This is a genomic window from Fusobacterium mortiferum ATCC 9817 (genome assembly GCF_000158195.2).
GTDB classification, from domain to species: Bacteria; Fusobacteriota; Fusobacteriia; order Fusobacteriales; family Fusobacteriaceae; genus Fusobacterium_A; species Fusobacterium_A mortiferum.
Map to the genome: position 1 here is coordinate 798763 of NZ_GL987988.1, position 23740 is coordinate 822502.

The following is a 23740-nucleotide window of genomic DNA, read 5'->3' on the forward strand; positions in this document are numbered from 1 at the left end:
AAAAATGATTTAATAGTAGTGGGGGGATATAATGAGTTTAAATAGAAAAGAGTTAGATATTCTTGAAGAGTTAAGTAGAGAAGAAAAATTGACATTGGGATATCTTTCTGAAAAATATGAAGTAAGTGAGAGAAATATAAGATATAGTATTGATAACTTAAATTATTATTTAACAAAGTTTTCTTTTCAAGAGATAGGAATAAAAAAAGGGGAATTAAACTGGCGAAGTAGTAGAGAGAGGTTAGAGGAGTTTATACAAAGCATTGATATAGATAACTATATTTTCTCGAAAGAAGAGAGAGAAAATTATATTTTAATAAAGTATTTATTCAGTGAAAATACTACTATAACAGAGATAGAAAAATATCTAAAAGTAAGCCGTCCTACAATAAAAAAGGATATAATCTCTCTTAATGAGTACCTTAAAGAGTTTGAGTTAGAGTTTGTAAGAGAGGAAAATGGAATAAATATAAAGGGAAAAGAGAAGAAATTACGTCATCTCAAACTTTTAAAACTTTTAGAGTATTTGGATATAAAAGATAATAAAATAATATTCTTATCTAAGATATATCTTACAGAAAAAGAGGAGTTAGAAGTAATAAAAAAATATGTAGGAAAAATAGATACAACTCTTTTTTACAATTTGCTTTTTAAAATAGAGAAAGCTTTAAGTGTAAAATTTGATAAACAATTTGAAAAATTAATATATATCTATCTTATTCCTACAGTGGAGAGAATAGAGAAAAATTTTATAATTAAAAAGAAAGATAATAGTGAATTTTTAAAAAATCTAACTGATTATAAAGTGATAAAAAATATTTTAAAGGAGATTATTCCAGAAGATTTAGAGTTTGAATTTCTACATCTCACAGAATATTTTATAAGTGGATATTACTCCGATGATTTTTCAGAAAATATTTCATTAGTAAAGGAGTTTGTTGAAAAATTTTCTGAAATTATATCACAATCTTTAAATTTTGAATTTTACAATAATTTAGAATATAGAGAGGAAATTTTAAAGTATCTTCTACCAGCAGTTTATAGAATAAAAAATAATTTTTTCCTTATAAAAACTGAAAGAAAAGTAGAGATTAATAAAAATATTTATGAAAAAATAAGAGAAGCAGTTATAGTTTGCAATTCAATAATGAAAGAGCCCTTTAGAGAAGATGAGATAGAGTATCTTACAGAGATAAGTGAGAAATATATAAAAAGAGAGGAAGAAGGAAAAATTTCATTGGCTAAACTGATGGAACTTATTAAAAAAAATGCAGATATTTATGATGAGAAAAAATTAGAAGAAGAGATTATGAAAGCTTTTAAAAATAAGATAGAAAATTAAAAACCTCCTTAAATTTTATTTCAAAAAATTTTGAAATATATTTGATATTAACAAAAAAATATCTTAAATATATAATAAATGTATTAATATAATATAGGAGGTTCTCAAATATGAGTAAAAAAGTTGGTTTCTGGGAATTTTTTCAGGGATTAGGAAAAACATTTATGTTGCCAGTATCATTACTAGCAGCTTGTGGTATTATGTTGGGGATAGGTAGTTCGTTTGCTAGTTCTGTAACAGCAGAGGTACTTCCATTTTTAAAGGTACCTGTAATAAAACTATTTTTTGAATTTATGTCTACTATTGGTTCTTTTGCTTTTTCAAATTTACCAATAATGTTTGCTATGGCTATCCCTCTTGGACTTGCAAGACAAGATAAGGGAGTTGCAGCTTTTTCTGGATATGTAGGATTTGTAATGTCAAGTATGACAGCAAACTTTTTCTTAAAAGTTACTGGTACACTTGCTACTCCAGAGAATATGAAAGCAGCTGGACAAGCTATGGTATTTGGTATTCAAAGTGTTGATATTGGAGTTCTTGGCGGAGTAATAATAGGGGTTATAGTTTATAAAATTCATGATAAATTTTGTGAAATAAAACTTCCAGATGCTCTTGCTTTCTTTGGTGGAGCTAGATTTGTTCCTATTGCTACTGCTGTTATAGTTGGTATAGTAGGACTTGTAATTCCTCTAATTTGGCCTTTCTTTAATGGAATTATTATAAAAATTGGAGAGCTTATAGGTAAAGCTGGAGTTTTTGGACCATTACTATTTGGAGCTGGAGAGGGAGTATTAAGACCATTTGGATTACACCATATCTTAGTTGCTATGATAAGATTTACTTCAGCTGGAGGAGAGGCTATTATTAATGGAGAGCCTGTATATGGAGCTTTAAATATTTTCTATAAAGAGTTTGCTAATGGTATTTTAGATCCTAATGTTACAAGATTTTTATCTCAAGGTAAGATGCCATCATATATGTTTGGTTTACCAGCAGTGGCGTTAGCTATCTATCATACAGCTAGACCAGAAAATAGAAAGAAAGTAAAAGGACTTCTTGCTTCTGGACTTGTAGCCTGTGTAATAGGAGGAATCACTGAGCCACTAGAATTTATATTCCTTTTCCTATCTCCAGTATTATATCTATTCCACTGTATAATGGTTGGACTAGGATTTATGACAATGGGAATTTTAAAAGTTGCAATAGGTAATACAGATGGTAACCTAATTGACTTTGTAGTATTTGGTATTTTACAAGGATTTAGAACAAAATGGTATTTAGTAATTCCTGGAGGAATAGTTTGGTTTACTATATATTACTTTGTATTTAAATATGCTATTTTAAAATATGATTTAAAAACTCCTGGAAGAGAGTTAGTAACTAATGACTCTGATATAAAATTAGGTGGATATGATGCAGAGAAACTACTGAAAGCTCTAGGAGGAAAAGAAAATATAGTATCACTTGATAACTGTATTACAAGACTTAGATTAGTAGTTAATGATATGAGCGTTGTAAATGAAGATGAGATAAAAGCAACAGGGGCAATAGCTGTAGTAAAACTAGATGCTACAAACTTACAAGTAATAATTGGTCCACAAGTGCATGTTGTTAAAAATAAATTAGATAAATTGATGAAGTAGTAGGTGAGGTATATGAATTTTGATACTGTCATTGATAGAAAAGGAACATACTGCACACAGTGGGATTATGTAAAAGATAGATTTGGGAAAGATGGGCTTCTACCATTCACTATCTCTGATATGGATTTTCAAGCTCCAAAAGAGATAATAGAAGCACTAATAAAAAGGGTCAATCACGGGGTATTTGGGTATAGTAGATGGAATCATGAGGATTTCAAAAATTCAATAGAGTTTTGGTATAAATCAAGATTTAATTATCAAATAGATAAAGAGTGGATATTATATGCACCTAGTGTAATTTATTCAGTAGCAAAATTTATAGAGATGAAATCAGGAAAGGGCGATGGGGTACTTATTTTTACCCCTGCCTATGATGGATTTTTTAAAGTGATAGGAGATAACGATAGAAAAATTATCTCTTCTCCTCTAATAAAAAATGGAAATAATTATGAGGTAGATTTTGAAGATTTTGAAAAGAAATGTAAAGAAGCAAAAATCTTTTTAATGTGTAGTCCTCATAATCCAGTGGGAAAAGTATGGAGTAGAGAGGAATTAAAAAAAATTATATCTATTTGTAAAAAATATAATATTTTTATAATCTCTGATGAGATACATATGGATATAGTATATAAAGGAAAACATACTCCTATTCTTGAGGTAGCTGGAGATTATATAGAAAGTATAGCTATCTGTACAGCAGCTTCTAAAACATTTAATATTCCAGCATTAGGTGGAGCATATATACTATGTACTACAAATTTAGATAGAGATGAGTATTTAAGAATATTAAAAAATAAAGAAGCTCTATCATCTCCAAGTATATTAGGAGTAATAGCTACTATTGTGGCTTATAATCAGTGTGGATATTGGGTAGATGGACTTTTAAAATATACAAAAGAAAATATAGAATATGTAAGGGAATATTTAAAAGAAAATATTCCTGAATTAACTTGTGATATTTCTGATGGATGTTATTTTGCTTGGATAGATTTTTCAAAATTAAATATATCTAGTGAAAGTTTTCAAAAAGCTCTAATAGATATAGGAAAAGTAGCAATTATGCCAGGAGTTACCTATGGAGAAGAGGGAAAAAATTACCTTCGTTTAAATATAGGATGTCCAAGGGAAAAAGTAAAGGATGGATTATCGAGATTAAAGTTAGCAGTAGAAAGTTTTAAAAAATAATTATTTTTCCTCTTTATTTATTTCCTTTTATAGAGTATACTTGTATTAGACAGATAGTTTATTCAATATCATTGACAGAGGGGGAGTTAACAATGACTAATCAGTACAATAAAGATGGTAAAAAAGAGGGGCTATGGGTAAAAACTTATGATAATGGTGCAATACAAGAAGAAAAAAACTATGTTAATGGTGTAAGAGAGGGAGAATATAAATCTTACTATATGAATGGACAGATAGAAACTAGAAAATTCTATAAAAATGGAAATATTGATGGAGTATATGAAACATTTTATAGTGATGGTAAATTAAGTTCAGTTCGTCATCTTGTAGATGGAGAGGCTAAAGGACTTTGTGAGGAATATTATCCAAATGGAAAAATAAAAAGGACAGCTTTTTATGAAACTACTTCTACTACAAGTAAAAATTTAAAATATTATCCAAATGGACAGTTAAAGCTTAGTGTAAATTTAAAAAATGGAGCTATGTTTGGATTATATAAAGAGTACTATTCAAATGGAACTCTTCATATAGAGTGCCACTATACAGATCATGGGAAATTACATGGAAGATATAGAGAGTTTGATGCAGCTGGAAATTTATTAAAAGATTGTACTTATATCGATGGTGTTGAACAAATTAAATAATTTTAAATAAAATAAATATTTATGATATAAAAAATAATTAAGTAGAAAAAGGAAAAGTTTTATTTTAAATATATTTAAAAATTAAAAAACTTTTCCTTTTATTTTAAAAAAATATAAAAGATAAATTTAGATGATATGGTTCAATTTTTCAAATGCTAAATTAATATCTTTAATATCAGTTGAAGCAAAACTTATTCTAAAATATGGTCTATTTTTATTGTCTAAATAAAATGAAAAAGCGGGTAGAAGATATACTCCTTTATTTTGAGCTTCAATATAAAACTTATTATAATCTATTCTTTCATCAAGTTTAACCCAAATATAAAATCCTCCCTCTATCTCATATTCTAAATTTAAAAATTTAATTTTCTCTAACTTTTCTTTTAAGAAGAGATACCGTTTTTCATATTTTTCTCTTAAAGTTTTAATATTTTTTTCTAGTATTTTTCTTTTAAGAAATTCTTTTAAAATATATTGGTCTAAACTAGAACTTGAAATATCTGAAAGAAATTTAGAAGTTTTTATTTTTTCAATAAGTTCATTAGGTAAAATCATAAAGGCTAGTCTTAGCCCTGGAGCTAAAATTTTTGAATATGATTTCATATAAATAACATACTTATTTTCTTTATCTAAATTTTTTAAAAAAATTCTTCTTTTTTCTTTATAATATAAATCAGAAGCAAAATCATCTTCTAAAATGTATGTTTTATATTTTTGAGCTAGATGAATTAATTGTTTTTTCTTTTCATTACTCCAAGAAATTCCAGTTGGACAGTTAAAATCCATCATTGTATAGATAAAACTAATTTTCTCTTTTTGTAAAAGTTCTTCTAATTCAAGCATATTAAATCCATCATTTTCCATAGTTACTGTAAAAATTTTACAATTGTTTTTAAAAATATTCAAAGCTCCATGGTAAGTAGGAGAACCTACAATTATTTTATTTTTAGTTTTTGATATAATAGATTTCATAATTAAATCTAATCCTTGTTGAGCTCCATTAATTATTTGAATATTTTTAATAGAAATATCCATTTTTTTCTGTAATAATGTAAGTTTAATAACTTTTCTAAGCTCTTCATCTCCTTGAGTGTTAGCATAATTCATTATATTAGATGGAATATCTAATAATATTTCTTTTAACTTTATAAAGATATTTTCATCATAATCTTGGCTTCCACTAACAAAGTTAATAATAGCATTGTTATGAGTATTGATATTTCTAAATCCTTTATTAAAAGTTTCAACAGAACTATCTTTAGGATTATTATAAAATATATATTCTTTAGGTTTAACAAAAACTCCAGCGCCTTGTTTTTTTATAATATATCCATCACTCTCTAATAGATTATAAACTTTTAAAATAGTTAAGTGATTTACATTAAATTTTTGTGCAAGAAACCTAATTGAAGGTAACTTACTATTTTCAGGAAATTCATTTTTCTCTATTTTTTCTTTAAAATAGTTATATATTTCTAAGTATTTAAAAGTATTTTTCATATTTACTCCTTAGTGTTATACAACACTTTTTATATATAAGATTGACTCTATATAAAAATATATAGTATAGGTAATATAACAGTAAATTAAGTGTTATATAGATAGTACTATCTTTCTAATGATTTGTAAAGAGATTTAGGAGGAAAAATGAGAACAGAAAAGTTATATTATAAGAATCAATTTTTAACTACTTGTAAGGCTAAACTTATTGAGGTAAATGAAAGGGGACTAGTTTTTGATAAAACAATTGCTTATCCTGAAGGAGGAGGACAAATTGGAGATAGTGGAATATTAATTAGAGAAAAAACAAAAGAAGAGATAGAATTTTTAGATACTACAAAAATTAAAGGAAGAAATATTTATTTAGAAGATTTTCCAGTAATAAAAGTTGAAGGAGTAATTATTCATCATATAAATATATCTTTATTAAATAATTTAGAACTAGGAGAGGAATTTATAATTAAATTGAATGTTGAAAAAAGAGCTAAAACTACATTACATCATTCAGGGTTACATCTAGCATTAATGATTTTAGCAAATATGAGAGAGGGAATTGATAAAAAAATAGTTGGAGCTAAAATAACTGATACTTATGGTAGATTAGATTTCTCCACAGAAGAAAAATTTTCAAAAGAAGAACTTCAAAAAATCGAAGATAAATGTAATGAACTTATACAAGAAAAATTAGAAATTTCTAGTTATCATCATACAGTTGAAAATGAAGCTATTTACTGGAAATGTTTAGATTATAGTGTTCCTTGTGGAGGGACTCATTGTGATAATACAAAATATTTGGGAAAAATGAAAGTGAAAAGAAAAAATATAGGAAAAACTTCTGAAAGATTGATTATTGAATTAAATGAAATAGAAGAATTTTTTAAGTTATATGGTGAAGATAATGAATAATGAATCTATAAATAAATATATATTTTATACTATTTTAGCAATTTGTTTTTTAGCAACTGGAGGAATATTTGTTAAATTAAGTTCCTTACCTCCTATTGCAACAGGTTTTTATAGGATATTATTTTCTATACCATTACTTTATCCATTTGTAAAAGATGAAATGAAGAAAATTGAATTTAAAAATATAATTTTAATAATATTAGCAGGAATATTTTTAGCATTAGATTTAATTTTTTGGAATATCTCTTTCTCATTTACAACAGTAGCTAATGCAAATTTATTAGCAAATTTAGTTCCATTTACAATTATTCCTCTTTCTTATTTATTTACAAAAAGAAATTTTCCATTTCTTTTATACTAGGAGGAATTATTACAATTGTAGGATTAATAGTTTTAATGAGTGGAAAGATAAATCCAACTTTAGAAAATTATAAGGGAGATATATTAGCTTTTATAACTTCTATATTTTATGGGTTATTTTTATTGACAGTTTCAAAAATAAGAGAAAAAGTAAGTGCCTTAAGCATTATCTTTATAAGTGGGTTTGGAGGAGGAATTACTCTTTTTCTAACAATGTTACTAAAAGAAGGAGTACAATATCCACACTCATTAAGTGAGTTATACCCTCTATTAGGATTAGCACTAATTTCTCAAATTTTTGGACAAGGTTTATTAAGTTATACAGTAGGAAAAGTAGATGTAAATTTATCATCAATTATAGTTTTAGCTCAACCAATTATTGCTACTCTATATTCATATTTTTTATTTAGTGAAGTATTGAGTTTACAAGAATTTTTTGGAATGGGAATAATTTTAATAGGAATATATATAGCTAAAAAAAATTTCTAGAATTAAAAATAAAGAAGAAAATCTTACTTATAACTATTAGTAAAATTTTCTTCTTTTTATTATTTTAATTATTCAGCATAAAGCTCTTCAAGTCTAGCTTGAACTCTTTCATCTTCTAAATATTCGTCGTAAGTCATAGTTTTATCTAAAATTCCTTTAGGAGTGATTTCGATAATTCTATTAGCTACTGTTTGAATAAATTCGTGGTCATGAGCTCCAAATAGTATTGTTCCCTTGAAGTTGATTAAAGCTTTGTTTAATGATGTAATTGACTCAAGGTCTAAGTGGTCATTAGGGTTATCAAACATAAGTACGTTAGCATTAGTAAGCATCATTCTAGCTATCATACATCTTACTTTTTCCCCTCCAGATAGAACTGAACAGCTCTTTAATGTTTCCTCTCCAGTAAATAGCATTCTACCTAAGAATCCTCTTACAAAAGCTTCATGTTGGTCAGGAGAATATGGTCTTAACCACTCGATTAGATTTAAATCTTTATTTTCAAAGAATTTAGTATTATCCTTTGGCATATATGCTTGACTAGTAGTAACTCCCCAAGTGTAACTTCCAGAATCTGGTTCCATTTCTCCACTTAATATATTTAATAAAGTAGTTTTAACAATATCGTTTTTAGCTAAGAATACAACTTTATCTCCAGTATAGATAGTGAATGAAACGTTATCTAATACCTTTACTCCATCTACTGTTTTAGTTAGGTTTTCAACTTTAAGCATGTTGTTTCCAGCTTCTCTCTCTTGCTTAAACTCAACAAATGGATATTTTCTATTAGAGATTTGCATATCTTCAAGTTGTAATTTATCAAGTAGTTTCTTTCTTGAAGTAGCTTGCTTAGACTTAGATGCATTAGCACTGAATCTAGCAATAAACTCTTGTAACTCTTGTCTTTTTTGCTCAAGCTTTTTATTTTTAGCAGAGATAAGTTTTGTCATAAGTTGGTTTGACTCATACCAGAAATCATAGTTTCCAACATACATTTTAATTTTTCCATAGTCTATATCTGTGATATGTGTACATACTTTATTTAAGAAGTGTCTATCATGAGATACAACTATTACAGTAGTATTATCTAAATCCATTAAGAAATTTTCAAGCCAAGTTATAGCTTTGATATCAAGTCCGTTTGTAGGCTCGTCTAATAGTAGTACATCAGGATGTCCAAATAGAGCTTGAGCAAGTAATACCTTAACTTTTTCTGGCTCTCCTAACTCTTTCATATATTTATGATGTAAATCAGTACCAATTCCTAATCCCATAAGTAGAGTTTCAGCTTCTGTTTCAGCTTCCCAACCATTAAGTTCAGCAAACTCCCCTTCTAACTCTCCAGCTCTAATACCATCTTCATCAGTAAATTCTTCTTTAGCATATATAGCATTTTTTTCAACAATGATATCCCATAATTTTTTATGTCCCATAAGAACAACATCTAAAACTTTATCCTCTTCATGTGCAAAGTGGTTTTGGTTTAAAACAGCCATTCTTTTATTTTTGTCAAAAATTACCTCTCCCTCAGTAGGTTCTAATACTCCTGAAAGGATTTTTACAAATGTAGACTTACCAGCACCATTAGCTCCTATAAGTCCATAACAGTTTCCAGGTGTAAATTTGATATTTACATCTTCGAAAAGTTTTCTACCAGAAAATCTCATACCTAGATTACTAGTTGCTATCATTTAAATAATTCCTCCTTATTTACTCTCAAAAAATTCCATAATATTATATCATTTATTTTGAACTTTTACAATTAAAAAAATATATTGAGTTTTTTTAAATTTTATCATATAATATAACCTGAATGTTTTTAAGAAAAGGAGATGAAAATGGCATCTATATTTGATAGTCTAAAAATAAAAAATATAGAGTTGAGAAATAGAATAGTTCTTCCACCACTTGTAAGATTTTCTATTGTAGGTTTAGATGGATATGTTACAGATGAGTTAGTAGATTGGTATGAAGATGTTCTTCGTGGAGGAGTAGGATTTGTAATAGTTGAAGCTACTGCTGTTAGTGAAGATGGAAAACTTAGAGAAAATCAACTTGGAATATGGAATGACTCCTTTATCTCTGGACTTAAAAGAATAGCAGACAAATGCCATGAATATAATGTTCCAGTACTTATACAGATACATCATGCAGGATTTAAAGAAGGAATAAAAGATGTAGATAAGTCTATCCTTGATGAGATTTTAGAAAAATTTAAATCAGCTTTTAAAAGAGCAAAACTTGCAGGTTTTGATGGGATAGAGATACATGGAGCCCATACCTATCTTATCTCTCAACTTAATTCAAGACTTTGGAATACTAGAGATGATGAGTATGGAGGAAGCTTTGAAAAAAGAATGTATTTTTCAAGAAGATTAATTGAAGAAACAAGAGAATTATTTGATGATAATTTTATATTGGGATATAGAATGGGAGGAAATGAACCAGAGCTTTCAGATGGAATAGAGATAGCTAAGTATTTAGAGAGTTTAGGAATAGATTTAATCCATGTTTCTTCTGGAGTTCCAGCTCCTAAATATACAAGAAAAGAAAAAATTGATGTACCTAAAGATTTTCCACTTGATTGGGTAATTTATATGGGGACAGAGATAAAAAAACATATAAATATTCCTGTTATTGGAGTTAGAAATATAAAAAAAGAAAAACAAGCAAGTTGGCTTGTTGAAAATAATCTTCTTGACCTTGTAGCTGTTGGAAGAGCTATGATAGCTCGTCCAAATTGGGTAAATGTAGCTAGAAAGGAGTATATTGCTAGAAATGGAATTAAAAACTCTTGATATATTTTGTGAGATTATAGATAACTATGGAGATATTGGAGTAGTTTATCGTATTGCTAAGGAGTTGGATAAAATTTTTCCCAACTCAAAAATAAGAGTGTTTCTTAATAGATTAGAAGAATTTAAGAAAATAAACTCTCAAGTGAAAGATACTCCGTGTCAAATAATAGATGGGATAGAGTATATAACTTTTGATTATGTACAGAAAAAAGCAAAAGAGCTTTCTACATCTCAAGTTATTATAGAGGCTTTTGGTTGTAAGATACCAGATGAGTATATGGAAATAGCTTATGGAAATTCAGAGTTATTAATTAATCTAGAATATCTTTCAGCAGAGGATTGGATAGAGGATTTTCATTTACAAAGTTCTCCACTAGGAAAGGAAAAATTAAAAAAAGTTTTTTTTATGCCTGGATTTACAGAAAAATCTGGGGGAATAATAGCCGATTCTAATTATCTAGAGAGAATAGAAAAGGTTATAAAAAATAGAGACTTTTATACTAAAAAATATCTTGGTAATATTGAGAATAGAGATAAAAAAATAGTAGGAACTCTTTTTTCCTATGAGAAAAATTTTACAACTCTCTTTGAAGAAGTGAAAAAACTTGACAGAGAAGTAGTTATTTTAGCTATGGGAGAAAAGACACAGGAGAGTCTAAAAAAAATTTTTGAAAAAATTTAATAGAAGACTTTAGAAATTCTTTAAAATATGGTAAAATAGAGGTAAGATTTTTAGAGTTTCTTAATCAGGAAGAATATGAAGAATTAATCAATGTAGTAGATTTTAATTTTGTAAGAGGAGAGGATTCTTTTATAAGAGCTGTTCTTACAGGTAAGCCATGTATGTGGCATATCTACTGTCAAGAGGATTATGCTCATATGGATAAGATTGAGGGATTCTTAGATAAATATAAGAGAGTGATTAAAGGCTTTGCTACTGAAGAGTTTTTAGTCAATATGGAAAAGTTTTTTAAAGATTATAATTTTAGAAAGGAAAACAGTTTGGAGCTTGGAAAGGAAAGTTATCTTTACTTTTTTGAGAACCTCACAGAGATAGAGAAAAATAATTCTATCTTTAGAGATTTTCTTATACAAAAATGTAATCTTATAAATAAATTAAAAGATTTTATAGAAAAATATTGAGGAGGTTTACAAATGAAAATAGCTCAAGAATTAAGAGCAGGAAGCACAATCAAGATTGGAAACGATCCATTTGTAATTTTAAAAGCTGAGTACAACAAATCAGGAAGAAACGCCGCTGTTGTAAAATTCAAAATGAAAAACTTAATATCAGGAAACATTTCTGACGCTGTTTATAAAGCAGATGACAAAATGGACGATATCAGACTTGATAAAGTAAAAGCAGTTTACTCATACCACGATGGAGCATTCTATGTTTTCTCTAACCCAGAAACTTGGGACCAAATCGAACTTAAAGAGGAAGATTTAGGAGATGCTCTATACTACTTAGAAGAAGAAATGGAATTAGAAGTAGTTTATTATGAGTCTACTCCAGTTGCAGTAGAGTTACCTACTTTCGTAGAGAGAGAAATCATCTATACTGAGCCAGGATTAAGAGGAGATACTACTGGTAAAGTATTAAAACCAGCTAAAATCAATACAGGATTTGAAATTCAAGTTCCTCTATTTGTAGAGCAAGGAGAATGGATAAAAATCGATACTAGAACTAACGAATATGTAGAAAGAATTAAAAAATAGTTCTATATAGTTTGGAGAGTGTAAAAACTCTCCTTTTTCTTTAAATTATTTTTACTAGATGAGTATTTACAAAAAGACCAAGGCATAAACACCTTGGTCTTTATATTAAAAACTATTTATTTTTCTTTAATAATGCTTTTCCAGGGATACCAGGTTTTGTCATCTCAAATGGATTTAAGATAACATCTAAATCCTCTTTAGATAGTAATCCTCTCTGAAGAACTATTTGTGCAACAGGTACACCAGTTTTTATAGATTCTTTTGCTATTTCAGCAGCATTTTTATATCCAATATGAGGGTTTAGAGCTGTAATTATTCCTACACTTCTATCTACCCAATATTTACAGTTTTCTTCTTGAGCTGTAATTCCTTTTAAACAGTTTTCAATAAATGTTATAATACCATTCTTTAAAATCTCAATAGATTGGAATAGGTTAAAGAATAAAACAGGCTCAAAAACATTTAATTCTAATTGCCCAGCTTCAGCAGCTTTAGTTATAGTTATATCATTACCAAAGATTTGGAAACAAACTTGGTTTAAAACTTCTGGTATAACTGGATTTACTTTTCCTGGCATAATTGATGAACCTGGTTGTTGTTGAGGAAGTAATATTTCAGCAAGTCCTGCTTTTGGTCCAGAAGCCATAAGTCTAATATCATTAGCAGTCTTAGATAAATTTACAGCACAAGTTTTTAAAGCTGAAGATAACCATACAAAGCTATCTAAGTTTCTAGTTCCGTCAACTAAATCTGGAGATTGTTTAAATTCAAATCCAGTAACTTCTGATAAAATTCTTACAACATTTTTTACATATTCAACATCAGCATTAATTCCTGTTCCTACAGCAGTAGCTCCCATATTAACATAAGTTAATTCTTCCACAGCAGCAGAGATTCTTTTTATATCTCTAAGTACAGGTTGAGAGAAAGCTCTAAACTCTTGCCCAAGTCTAATAGGTACAGCATCTTGTAAGTGTGTTCTACCCATTTTTATGACATGGTCAAATTCATTCCCTTTAGCTTGTAAAGTATCATATAGATATTGTAAATCTGTTAATAAATCTTTTATTAATAATTGGACAGTTAGTTTTCCAGCTGTTGGGACAACATCATTAGTAGATTGTCCATAGTTAACATGGTCATTAGGGTGACATCTATCATATTTTCCTAATTCTCCACCTAAAATTTCATTAGCTCTATTAGCTATAACTTCATTCATATTCATATTCATTGAAGTTCCAGCTCCACCTTGAATAACGTCAGTTATAAATTGGTCTCTAAATTTACCTGCAATTATTTCATCAGCAGCTTGAATCATAGCTTCTTCTACTTCTTTAGAAATTACTCCAGCTTCGTAGTTTGCTCTTGAAGTAGCTTTTTTTACATAAGCAAGTGCAGTAATAAATGTATCGCTAAGTCCATATCCAGTAATATGGAAATTATTTTTTCCTCTTAAAGATTGTACTCCATAATAAGCTCCAGCAGGAACTTCTAAAGTACCAATTGAATCACTTTCTAATCTAAATTTTTCCATTATCTTTTCCTCCAACTTTTTAGAAATATATCTTATACTATTATGATACTTTTATTTTGATCTTTTTTCAACCAAAAAAATAAAAAATAATTTCAAAAAATATATTAATTATTATAAAAAATATATATTTGTTAAATAATTATATATAAAATAAATATTTTTAAAAAAATAAAAATAAAAAATAAGAAAATAAAAATAAATTATTATAAAAAATATTAGATAAAGTGTATATTTTTCATAGAATATTTACTGAAATTAGTTAAAAAAGTAAAAATAAAATAATTTTTTAGAAAAGATAAAATTGAAAATAATAAATATATGAAGATGAAATAAAATTTTTAAAATAACTATGTTTGAAAAATAAAAAAGATAAAAAAATAATCATAAATAAGAGTTGTTTAAATGAAAAAAGATAAGAAATGGATATAAAATAACATTTCTTATCTTTTGTAAAAAAATATTTTTATCTTAAATATTCAGAGAAAATAGAAAATTTAATTGCTTCCATTGAAATCTTCATATTACTTTGTATTTTTATTTTTAAAATACTGTTTTTATCTATTATAGATTTTATAGTATGATTGAAGATAGCATGGAAGTTTTTCTTATTATTAGGAAGAAGTTTATTGATAACATTGTTTATTTTCAGTTGTTCAGTTGAGATAGAATTTTCTCCCTCTATAGTTATAGAGATATTTAAATCATCACTATAATTTTCTCTTTTATCAATATTTTTTATCCTTACAACTGCTTCTATTAAATCCTCTTTTTTCAGTGTAGTTGGAATTTCTAATTCATATTCAAAAGAATTAGAAAATATTTCTTTAAATTCTTCTGTAATAAAATCATATTGACTGATAGTTTGTTCCCCACACATATCTATTTGCATAAGTCTTTTAACTTCTTGGATAGGAAGATTTTTTCCTAGTAGATACATAAGTTTTGTAACAGCAGCTTCTGGAGTTAAATCTACTCCACTTATTACTCCAACATCTGTAAGCTTAGCACTTGCTTCATATAGACCCATCTTTACAAATCCTCTAGTACATTGAGTGATATCTACTATGATTATTCCCTTTGATGAAATATACTCAAGAACATCTAAAAACTCTTTATTAGTAGGAGCATTACCATTTCCAAAAGTTTTAAGTATTACCCCTTTTATATTGTTATTTTCAAAAATACTTTTTAGGTAGCTTGGTTTTAATCCTGGGAATAGTTCTAAAACTACTACTTCACTATCAATAACAGCATCTACATAAAATTTTTCTTTAGCCGGAGGAAGTATTCTATCTTTGATTACTCTAATATCTGCTCCGACTTCTGCAATAGCTGGATAATTTGGAGAAGAGAAACCAAAATAGTTAGTAGCATCTATCTTTCTAGAACGATTTCCTCTAAGAAGAGTATCTCTAAAGAAGATACAAACTTCTGGAATTAATTTTACTCCATATAGCTCATTTCCAGCAATATGTATAGCTGTAATAAGATTTTGTAAAGCATCACTTCTAGGAAATTGTAGCGGAACTTGAGAACCTGTTAAAACTACTGGCTTATCTAAATTTTTTAACATAAAAGATAGAGCTGAAGCAGTAAAAGCCATAGTATCTGTTCCATGTAAAACTACAAATCCTCTATATTTTTCATAGTTTTTAGAGATGAACTTTGCTATATCCTTCCAAATCTCTGGAGACATATCAGAGGAATCTATTAATGGATTAAATTGATAGTAATCTGTAGAATATTTGTTGAGGATAGGATGCTCTTTAGTTATTTCATGCCAATCATTAGCAGGTCTAAGTGGACTATTTGGATCATTTTCATCGCTGTGAACCATACCAATAGTTCCACCAGTATTAATTATCATAATCTTATCTAACATTAATTCCTCCACTATTTAGTTATAATTTTATTAGAAACAGATTTTACATCATCAGTTCCAGTTAAAATCATAGCTTGTGAAAGCTGAGATTTTAGAGTATTCATTATAGTAGTAACTCCCTCTTTTCTTCCACCAATAGAACCCCAGATAAGAGGTCTTCCAACTAAAACTCCTTTAGCTCCTAGTGCTAAATATTTTAAAACATCTACTCCTTCTCTAACAGAGCCATCTGCTAAGACAGTGATTTTATCTCCAACAGCTTTAACAATATCTTCCAATACATTACAGCTTGCTTGGCAATAATCTAGTACTCTACCTCCATGGTTTGATACAACAATAGTATTTACTCCAGCTTCTACACAAGCAAGAGCTTCATCTACACTCATAATTCCCTTAGCTATAAAAGGAAGTTTTGTAGAAGCAACTAACTCTTTTAAATCCTCAACAGTTTTTGGACCTACTGGTTGTCCGAAAAGTTTCATTGTAACAAGACCAGCTCCATCTAAATCAACACCAACAGCAATAGCTCCAGCTTCTTCAGCCATTCTAATTCTTTTAATAATCTCTTCGTTACTTCTTGGTTTTATAATAGCAACACCTAAACCTCCAACTTTTTTTATAGCTTGAAGTCCAAATTCATAACAAGTAGGGTCTCCAGTATCTCCAATCATACCTATACTTCCCGCTTCTAAGCATCCTTCAATAATATCATTACAATATTCTTCTTCAGTTACTCCTCCACCCATATTGAACTTTGTTCCAGTAATAGGAGCACCAAGTACTGGAAAAGATAGTTCTCTACCTAATAAAGTGCAAGATAATTTTGGTTCAGTAGCATTATGTATTGTTCTTAGAACAAGTTTTATATTTTTTAAACTTTCATAATTAACTTTAAATGATGAACCACTACCAGTTCCACCCATACCTGGAACTTTTCCAGCACACCATACACCATCACAAGTTTTGCAAAGATTGCAGAATCCTTTCATTTTTTCTCTAGCATTTTCTTTTAAAGTTTTAATATCCAATTCAATCCCTCTCCTTTAAAAATAGTGATAAATTACCTATTTTTATAATATACCATTATAATTACAATGTCAATTAAAACAGAACAAATTAATGACAACTTGATAACTTATTTAAAAAAAAATTGACAAATTTTGGAAAATGAAGTAACCTATAGATAATGAGAGAATTTTTATAAAGTTAAGAGAGGGTGGAAGAAACATGACAAGTAAAACTGTTGAAATTACAAATGAAACTGGATTACACACTAGACTAGGAAATGAGTTCGTTAGCTTAGCTAAGACTTTTGCTTCTCAAATAGAAGTTGAAAATGAAGCAGGAAAAAAAGTTAAAGGAACATCTTTATTAAAGCTACTTTCATTAGGAATAAAAAAAGGTACTAAAGTAACTGTATATGCTGAAGGTGCTGACGAAGCTGAAGCAGTAGAAAAATTAGGAGACCTTCTAGCAAACTTAAAGGACTAATTTTATGATGGAAGGTACTTATTTAAGTACCTTCTTTTTTTTGAAAAATTTTTTGAATAATGATTGTGAGGGAAAAATATGAGTAAGATAGTTAAGGGTATTGAAGCATCTCCTGGAATTGCAATAGGAAAAATATTTCTATATCAAGAGAATGAATTAGTAATCGATGAAAAAAAGAAATGTGATTCTGATTGTGAAAAAGAGAGATTATTAAGTGGTAGAGAAAAAGCAAAAGAACAACTATTAAGAATCAGAGAAAAAACTGCACAAAAATTAGGTGAGGATAAAGCTGCTATATTTGATGGACATATCACTTTACTAGAAGATGAAGACTTATTTGATGAAGTTGTAGATATTATTGAAGATGAAGAGACTTGTGCTGAGGCAGCTCTTCAAAGAGGAATAGATGATTATTGTGAAATGCTTGCTAATCTAGAGGATGAGTATTTAAGAGAAAGAGCAGCAGATTTAAGAGATATTGGTAAGAGATGGTTATATAATGTAGCAGGGGTAGAGATATTAGATTTAGGTGCATTACCTCCAAATACTATAATAGCTGCTAAAGACTTAACTCCATCAGATACTGCTCAAATAGATTTACAAAATGTAGTTGCTTTCATAACTGAAATAGAAGGAAAGACAGCTCACTCATCTATTATGGCTAGATCATTAGAGTTACCAGCAGTAGTAGGAACTGGAAATATATGCTCATTAGTTAAGAGTGGAGATGATGTTATAGTTGATGCTCTTAAAGGAGATATAATAATAAATCCTACTGAAGAAGAAGTTGCTAAATATCAAGAGAAAAAAGAAGCTTTCTTCGCTGAAAAAGAGTTATTAAAACAATTAAAAGATAAAGAAGCTATATCAAAAGATGGTGTAAAAGTAGGAGCTTGGGCTAATATAGGTTCACCAAAAGATATAGAGGGAGTATTAAGAAATGGAGCAAAAGGAATAGGACTTTATAGAACAGAGTTCTTATTCATGAATAATGATAGATTCCCTACTGAAGATGAGCAATTTGAAGCTTATAAAATAGTTGCTGAAAAAATGGAAGGAAAACCTGTAACTATAAGAACTATGGATATAGGTGGAGATAAATCTCTTCCTTATATGCAATTACCAAAAGAGGAAAATCCATTCCTTGGATGGAGAGCAATCAGAGTTTGCTTAGATAGACCTGAAATATTAAAAACTCAATTTAGAGCACTATTAAGAGCATCAGCTTTTGGATATATAAAAATCATGCTTCCTATGATTATGGATATAACAGAAATTAGAAGAGCAAGAGCAATATTAGAAGAGTGTAAAGCTGAGTTAAGAGAAGAAGGAGCTAAATTTGATGAGAATATAGCTCTTGGAATAATGGTTGAAACTCCAGCAGTTGCTTTTAGAGCTAGAAGTTTTGCTGAAGAAGTAGATTTCTTCTCAATAGGAACAAATGACTTAACTCAATATACACTAGCTGTTGATAGAGGAAATGAAAATATTTCTCATCTATACAATACTTATAACCCTTGCGTATTAGAAGCTATAAGAATGGCTATAAAAGGAGCTCATGAAGCTGGAATTACAATTTCTATGTGTGGAGAGTTTGCTGGAGATGAAAATGCAACAGCTATTCTATTTGGAATGGGATTAGATGCTTTCTCAATGTCAGCTATCTCTGTACCTAGAATTAAGAAAAATATTATGTCTTTAGAGAAAGCTAAATGTGAGGCTTTAGTTGAAGAAGTAATGGCTCAAAAAACTCCAGATGAAGTTTTAGCTATTGTTAAAAAGTTTAATAAAGAGAATATGAAATAAAATTTTTTAATTGAAGAGTTTAATTTTTACCTAGAAAAGATAGAAGTTAAGCTCTTTTTTTATATATAAATTGACTTTTGAAAAATAAAATAGTAATATTAATTAAAAAATAAAAAAATAATTTTAAAGGAGTATGATTATGAAAAAAATAAATAAAATACTATTTTTTTTACTTGTAAATGGAGTAATATTAGCAGAAACAAATGACTTAAAATATTTAGGAACAAAACAACCATATATTTACAAAGAAATAACAGTTAAAACACCTGAAGGTTATGTTCCATTTTATATTAACCATATAAGTAGACATGGATCAAGGCATCTTTCTTCATCAAAATATGATAAAAGTATATATGAACTTTTAGATTTAGCAGAAAAGGAGAAAAAATTAACTTTTGAAGGTAAAAAATTAAAAGGCAAAGTAGAAGAAATATTAAAAATAGAAAAAGGGAATTATGGTTTGCTTACTTCAATAGGGGTTGAGGAACAGAAAGGTATAGCTAAAAGAATGTATGAAAATAATAAAGAGGTTTTTGAAAAAGAAGTAGAAGCAGTTGCTACTTATGTAAAAAGAGCTCAGGAAAGTAGAGATGCATTTTTAGAAGAACTTTCAGAATATACACCAAATATTAAGTTTAAAGTATCAACAAATGGGAAAGAAGATATTGAATTGAGATTTTTTGATATTTCTTCAGCATATTTAGAGTATGAGAAAAAAGAACCTTGGAAAACAGAGTATAAAAAATATTCTAAGACTAAAGACTATACTAATAGGATATTAGAACAATTTTTTGCTAAGGAATTTATAGAGAAATTAAATAGAGGAGAGATACAGTTAAAATCTGAAGAGGGAAAAGTTATTTTAAAAAGTGGGGATGATGCTGTATCTAATCTCTATGACTTATATGTTCTTCAAGCTGATATTGGAAAAGATTTTGATATTGGGAAATATTTTACAGAAGAAGAGTTAAAATGGTATGAAGAATTAGATAATATAAAAACTTTTTATGAAAAAGGTCCAGGGATGACAGGAGAAAATATAGCTACTGATATAGCAATACCATTATTAAAAGAGTTTATAGAAACAAGTGATAAGGCAATAGAGAATAAAAATATTTCTGCCAATTTAAGATTTGCTCATGCTGAAACAATAATACCATTTATTAGTATTATGGAAATAGAGGGAATGTCAGAAAAACAAAATGATATGTCAAAAGTTTATCAAACTTGGGATGGAAGCAAAATTTCATGTATGGCAGCTAATATCCAATGGATATTTTATAAAAATGAAACTAATGATATAATTGTGAAAATTCTCCATAATGAAGAACCTGTATCACTTCCAATAAAAACTGATATTGCTCCTTTTTATAAATGGAGTGAAATGAAAGAATTTTATAATAAAAAATTATATATAAAATAATATCTATAAAATTATATTTAAATAAAAAAAAAGAAAAAACTTGCAAAAATATAAAAAAAGTTATATAATTGTATTAATTACAAAGTTGTTATAAATTAAGTAAAGGTTATTTTTAGAAAGAAAAGGAGAAAATATGAAGCATTTGTCTGAAAATATAAGGGTTCCAATAGAATTGGATAATCCATCAATAATGAGAAATGAGTCTCTATGTATTAAGTGTGGTCAATGTAAAGAAGTATGTGAAAAATATATTGGAGTACATAATACATATAAGTTAGTAGATACAAATAATATTGCTGTATGTATAAACTGTGGTCAATGTGCTAATGTTTGTCCAACATCTAGTATAACAGAGAAACATGAATATCAAGACATAAAGAAAGCTATTTTAGATTCAGATAAAATTGTAATATTCTCTACATCTCCATCTGTAAGAGTAGCTTTAGGAGAGGAATTTGGAGAAGAGGATGGAAAATTTTTAGAAGGAAAGATGATATCTTTACTTAGAAAACTAGGTGGAGATTATATATTAGATACAAACTTTGCTGCTGATATGACAATATTAGAGGAAGCTTCGGAATTGATAGAGAGAGTTAGTAAAAAAACTGCTCCACTTCCACAATTTACAAGCTGTTGTCCATCTTGGGTAAAATATTTAGAAACATATCTGCCAGATATGAGAGAAAATTTATCGTCAGCAAAAAGCCCAATAGGGATGCAAGGTCCAACTATAAAGACATATTTTGCTAAGATGAAAAATATAGATCCTAAAAAAATTGTAAATGTAGCTGTAACACCTTGTACAGCAAAGAAATTTGAAATTCGTAGAGAAGAGATGAATGCTGCTGGAAGATATTTGGATATACCAGGTATGAGAGATATGGATTATGTTATCACTACAAGAGAATTAGCTAAATGGGCAAAAGAAGAGGGAATTGATTTTTCTTCCTTAGAAGATAGCAAGTATGATTCTCTTATGGGAGAAGCTTCTGGAGCTGGAGTAATATTTGGAAATACTGGTGGAGTTATGGAGGCGGCTTTAAGAACAGCTTATAAATATATAACTGGTGAAGATGCCCCAGAGGTACTATTAAATTTTGAACTAGTACGTGGAATGAAAGATGTTAAAACAGCCATTGTAAAAGTAAAAGATTTAGAATTAAAAGTAGCTGTAATCTATGGAACTAAGTCAGCAAAAGATTTTATAGAAAAAATAAAAAGAGAAAATGAAGAGTATCATTTTATAGAAGTGATGACTTGTCCAGGTGGATGTATAGGTGGAGGAGGTCAACCTAAAGGAACTTTAGAAAAGGGAGATGCTCTTCGTGAAAAGAGAATAGAAGGATTATATTCAAGAGATAGAGAGTTGAAAAGAAGAAGAAGTGATGAAAACAAAGAGTTAATGGAACTTTATGAAAAATTTTATGGAGAGCCATTAAGTGAATTGGCAAAAAGTATGTTACATACAGATTATATAGATAGAAGAAAGGATTTAGGAGGTAATAATATGAAAAAATATCGTTGTACAGTATGTGGATATATCCATGAAGGAGAGTTAACTGAGGATTTTAAATGTCCTATTTGTAAGCAACCAGCTTCTGTATTTGAAGAAGTAAAAGAGGAGAAAAAATCTGAAAATAAATATGCTGGAACAAAAACTGAAAAAAATCTAATGGAAGCTTTTGCTGGAGAGAGCCAAGCTAGAAATAAATATACTTATTTTGCTGAAATAGCAAAAAGAGAAGGATATGAGCAACTAGCAGAGATCTTCTTATCAACAGCTAGAAATGAGCAAGAGCATGCAAGACTTTGGTTTGATGCTTTAGGACATATTGGAAATACAGCTGAAAACTTATTAGCTGCTGCTGAGGGAGAAAATTATGAGTGGACAGATATGTATGATAGATTTGCTAAAGATGCTGAAGACGAGGGATTCCCTGAATTAGCAGAAAAATTCCGTAAAGTAGCTGCTATAGAAAAATCTCACGAAGAGCGTTATCGTGCTCTATTAAAGAATGTAGAGATGCAAAAAGTATTTGATAAAGGAGTACAAGTAATGTGGGAATGCCGTATTTGTGGACACTTAGTAGTAGGACCTAAGGCTCCAGAAGTTTGTCCAGTATGTAATTACTCACAAAGCTACTTTGAAATTAGAAAAGAAAACTACTAATATTTGAATTTAAAAAGAGAAAATTACTTTAATCTTATTAAGAGAAAAGAGATTTTCTCTTTTTTCTATTATTAAACAATTTTAATATCTAATTTTATAATAAATATTTCCAATAGTTTCCCAAAACCAAAGTTGAAATTTTAAAAGATTATAATATTTAGGTATGTAATAGAAAAAATTCTCTTTTTCTTTAGAAGCTAAAAAATTACAAGGAGCAGGAACAATTTCTACCCCATCTAAATTTTTTTCAAAGATAAACATACTTCTTTTCATATGAAAAGCTGAAGTAATTAGAATAATATTTTTTATCCCATTCTTTTCCAATTCTTGTTTTATAAAAAGAGCATTTTCATTTGTATTTTTGCTATTTTCTTCAACAATAATATCTTCAGAATTGACTCCTAATGAGATTAACTCTCTAGCATAGACAGAGCTTTCACTCTCTTGATTTTGTAGTGGACTTCCACCAGAGATATAGATTTTTTTAGGGTATTTTTTATAATATTCAGCAGTCTTCATAATTCTTACAGCTGGCATAATGCCAGGAATATTTCCCTCTCCAGTAGTAGTGATTATTCCACCACCAAGTAAAACATAGACTTCTCCTTTTTCAAGATTCTTTTCTGAAATAATAGAATAACTATTTTCAAGGTCATAAAGTTTTTTATCAATAAACACTTCACTAGATGCAAGATATAAAAATATACTAATAAGAATTAAAACTAATCCCGATTTTTTTCTTTTTTTAAAGAGATTTCCTACTCCTACAAACAGTAAGATAATAATTATAGGGAGAGGCGAAAGTAGAGAAAGCGATATAAATTTTTCAATTAAAAACATAGAGTCAA

The 23740-nt window shown here is 28.4% G+C and carries 20 protein-coding genes and 2 pseudogenes; 16 read left to right on the forward strand and 6 right to left on the reverse strand.

Translation table 11 applies throughout. The features are described 5' to 3' along the window. Nucleotides 1-31: 31 nt before the first annotated feature. The 4 genes from FMAG_RS04875 to FMAG_RS04890 all read left to right on the forward strand — a co-directional run bounded on the left by FMAG_RS04875 (nucleotide 32) and on the right by FMAG_RS04890 (nucleotide 4814). A complete protein-coding gene (locus tag FMAG_RS04875) occupies nucleotides 32-1342 on the forward strand; it encodes a helix-turn-helix domain-containing protein (protein ID WP_005884603.1) in 1311 nt (436 codons plus the stop codon). Nucleotides 1343-1452: 110 nt separating this feature from the next. Further along, complete coding sequence (gene malX / locus FMAG_RS04880) at nucleotides 1453-2985, forward strand: maltose/glucose-specific PTS transporter subunit IIBC (protein ID WP_005884604.1); 1533 nt, start codon at nucleotides 1453-1455, stop codon at nucleotides 2983-2985. 12 nt (nucleotides 2986-2997) lie between these two features. Continuing rightward, nucleotides 2998-4170: a MalY/PatB family protein gene (locus tag FMAG_RS04885; RefSeq protein ID WP_005884606.1), complete on the forward strand. Its 1173-nt coding sequence runs from the start codon at nucleotides 2998-3000 to the stop codon at nucleotides 4168-4170. 92 nt (nucleotides 4171-4262) lie between these two features. Next, nucleotides 4263-4814 carry a toxin-antitoxin system YwqK family antitoxin gene (locus tag FMAG_RS04890; RefSeq protein WP_005884608.1) on the forward strand — a complete coding sequence of 184 codons (552 nt, stop codon included), beginning with the start codon at nucleotides 4263-4265 and terminating at the stop codon, nucleotides 4812-4814. A 126-nt stretch (nucleotides 4815-4940) separates the two neighbouring features. Here FMAG_RS04890 and FMAG_RS04895 read toward each other — a convergent pair whose 3' ends face one another. Then, nucleotides 4941-6314: an aminotransferase-like domain-containing protein gene (locus FMAG_RS04895; protein ID WP_005884610.1), complete on the reverse strand. Its 1374-nt coding sequence runs from the start codon at nucleotides 6312-6314 to the stop codon at nucleotides 4941-4943. A gap of 147 nt (nucleotides 6315-6461) precedes the next feature. Between FMAG_RS04895 and FMAG_RS04900 the strand changes: the two genes are divergently transcribed. Genes FMAG_RS04900 through FMAG_RS13910 form a run of 3 tightly spaced genes read left to right on the forward strand, consistent with a single transcriptional unit; the run spans nucleotide 6462 to nucleotide 8069 of the window. Beyond that, on the forward strand, nucleotides 6462-7220 hold the full coding sequence (locus tag FMAG_RS04900; RefSeq protein WP_005884612.1) for an alanine--tRNA ligase-related protein: 759 nt from the start codon (nucleotides 6462-6464) through the stop codon (nucleotides 7218-7220). Beyond that, nucleotides 7213-7581, forward strand: a complete 369-nt coding sequence (locus FMAG_RS13905; protein ID WP_222609691.1) for an EamA family transporter — start codon at nucleotides 7213-7215, stop codon at nucleotides 7579-7581. Before FMAG_RS04900 ends, FMAG_RS13905 begins: the two co-directional genes overlap by 8 nt. Nucleotides 7582-7616: 35 nt before the next feature. Next, a complete protein-coding gene (locus tag FMAG_RS13910) occupies nucleotides 7617-8069 on the forward strand; it encodes a DMT family transporter (protein ID WP_222609692.1) in 453 nt (150 codons plus the stop codon). Nucleotides 8070-8137: 68 nt separating this feature from the next. On the opposite strand, the gene FMAG_RS04910 is transcribed toward FMAG_RS13910, so the two are convergent. Further along, on the reverse strand, nucleotides 8138-9760 hold the full coding sequence (locus FMAG_RS04910) for an ABC-F family ATP-binding cassette domain-containing protein (RefSeq protein ID WP_005884614.1): 1623 nt from the start codon (nucleotides 9758-9760) through the stop codon (nucleotides 8138-8140). 141 nt (nucleotides 9761-9901) lie between these two features. Between FMAG_RS04910 and FMAG_RS04915 the strand changes: the two genes are divergently transcribed. Genes FMAG_RS04915 through efp form a run of 4 tightly spaced genes read left to right on the forward strand, consistent with a single transcriptional unit; the run spans nucleotide 9902 to nucleotide 12586 of the window. Further along, on the forward strand, nucleotides 9902-10867 hold the full coding sequence (locus FMAG_RS04915) for an NADH:flavin oxidoreductase (protein WP_040493618.1): 966 nt from the start codon (nucleotides 9902-9904) through the stop codon (nucleotides 10865-10867). After that, nucleotides 10848-11549 (forward strand): elongation factor P maturation arginine rhamnosyltransferase EarP, encoded by a 702-nt coding sequence (gene earP, locus FMAG_RS14020; protein ID WP_261660723.1) that lies wholly within the window; start codon nucleotides 10848-10850, stop codon nucleotides 11547-11549. Before FMAG_RS04915 ends, earP (FMAG_RS14020) begins: the two co-directional genes overlap by 20 nt. Nucleotides 11550-11584: 35 nt before the next feature. Next, nucleotides 11585-12010 (forward strand): elongation factor P maturation arginine rhamnosyltransferase EarP, encoded by a 426-nt coding sequence (gene earP / locus FMAG_RS14025; protein WP_261660748.1) that lies wholly within the window; start codon nucleotides 11585-11587, stop codon nucleotides 12008-12010. Between the two features lie 12 nt (nucleotides 12011-12022). Continuing rightward, nucleotides 12023-12586, forward strand: a complete 564-nt coding sequence (efp, locus tag FMAG_RS04925; RefSeq protein ID WP_005884618.1) for an elongation factor P — start codon at nucleotides 12023-12025, stop codon at nucleotides 12584-12586. Between the two features lie 112 nt (nucleotides 12587-12698). Here efp and FMAG_RS04930 read toward each other — a convergent pair whose 3' ends face one another. The 3 genes and pseudogenes from FMAG_RS04930 to FMAG_RS04940 all read right to left on the reverse strand — a co-directional run bounded on the left by FMAG_RS04930 (nucleotide 12699) and on the right by FMAG_RS04940 (nucleotide 17030). Then, nucleotides 12699-14120: an aspartate ammonia-lyase gene (locus FMAG_RS04930; RefSeq protein WP_005884620.1), complete on the reverse strand. Its 1422-nt coding sequence runs from the start codon at nucleotides 14118-14120 to the stop codon at nucleotides 12699-12701. Nucleotides 14121-14976: 856 nt separating this feature from the next. Then, nucleotides 14977-16002 (reverse strand): annotated as a pseudogene (locus FMAG_RS04935) (asparaginase); the annotation flags it as partial. Nucleotides 16003-16013: 11 nt separating this feature from the next. Next, entirely contained in the window at nucleotides 16014-17030 is a 1017-nt protein-coding gene (locus FMAG_RS04940; protein ID WP_005884622.1) for an alpha-hydroxy-acid oxidizing protein, read from the reverse strand. A gap of 199 nt (nucleotides 17031-17229) precedes the next feature. On the opposite strand from FMAG_RS04940, the gene FMAG_RS04945 reads away from it, so the two are divergent. From FMAG_RS04945 to rbr, 5 genes and pseudogenes are all read left to right on the forward strand, one after another. Next, nucleotides 17230-17493 (forward strand): HPr family phosphocarrier protein, encoded by a 264-nt coding sequence (locus FMAG_RS04945; protein ID WP_005884623.1) that lies wholly within the window; start codon nucleotides 17230-17232, stop codon nucleotides 17491-17493. A 78-nt stretch (nucleotides 17494-17571) separates the two neighbouring features. Beyond that, nucleotides 17572-19299 (forward strand): phosphoenolpyruvate--protein phosphotransferase, encoded by a 1728-nt coding sequence (ptsP, locus tag FMAG_RS04950; RefSeq protein ID WP_005884624.1) that lies wholly within the window; start codon nucleotides 17572-17574, stop codon nucleotides 19297-19299. Between the two features lie 139 nt (nucleotides 19300-19438). Continuing rightward, complete coding sequence (locus FMAG_RS04955; RefSeq protein WP_005884625.1) at nucleotides 19439-20722, forward strand: histidine-type phosphatase; 1284 nt, start codon at nucleotides 19439-19441, stop codon at nucleotides 20720-20722. A 190-nt stretch (nucleotides 20723-20912) separates the two neighbouring features. After that, nucleotides 20913-22319: pseudogene (locus FMAG_RS14030) on the forward strand ([FeFe] hydrogenase, group A); the annotation flags it as partial. Beyond that, nucleotides 22302-22892, forward strand: coding sequence for a rubrerythrin (rbr, locus tag FMAG_RS14035; RefSeq protein WP_342354090.1), 591 nt, complete (start codon nucleotides 22302-22304; stop codon nucleotides 22890-22892). The pseudogene FMAG_RS14030 and the gene rbr, both read left to right, overlap by 18 nt. An 81-nt stretch (nucleotides 22893-22973) precedes the next feature. On the opposite strand, the gene FMAG_RS04965 is transcribed toward rbr, so the two are convergent. Further along, complete coding sequence (locus FMAG_RS04965) at nucleotides 22974-23732, reverse strand: YdcF family protein (protein WP_005884627.1); 759 nt, start codon at nucleotides 23730-23732, stop codon at nucleotides 22974-22976. Between the last annotated feature and the right edge of the window lie 8 nt (nucleotides 23733-23740).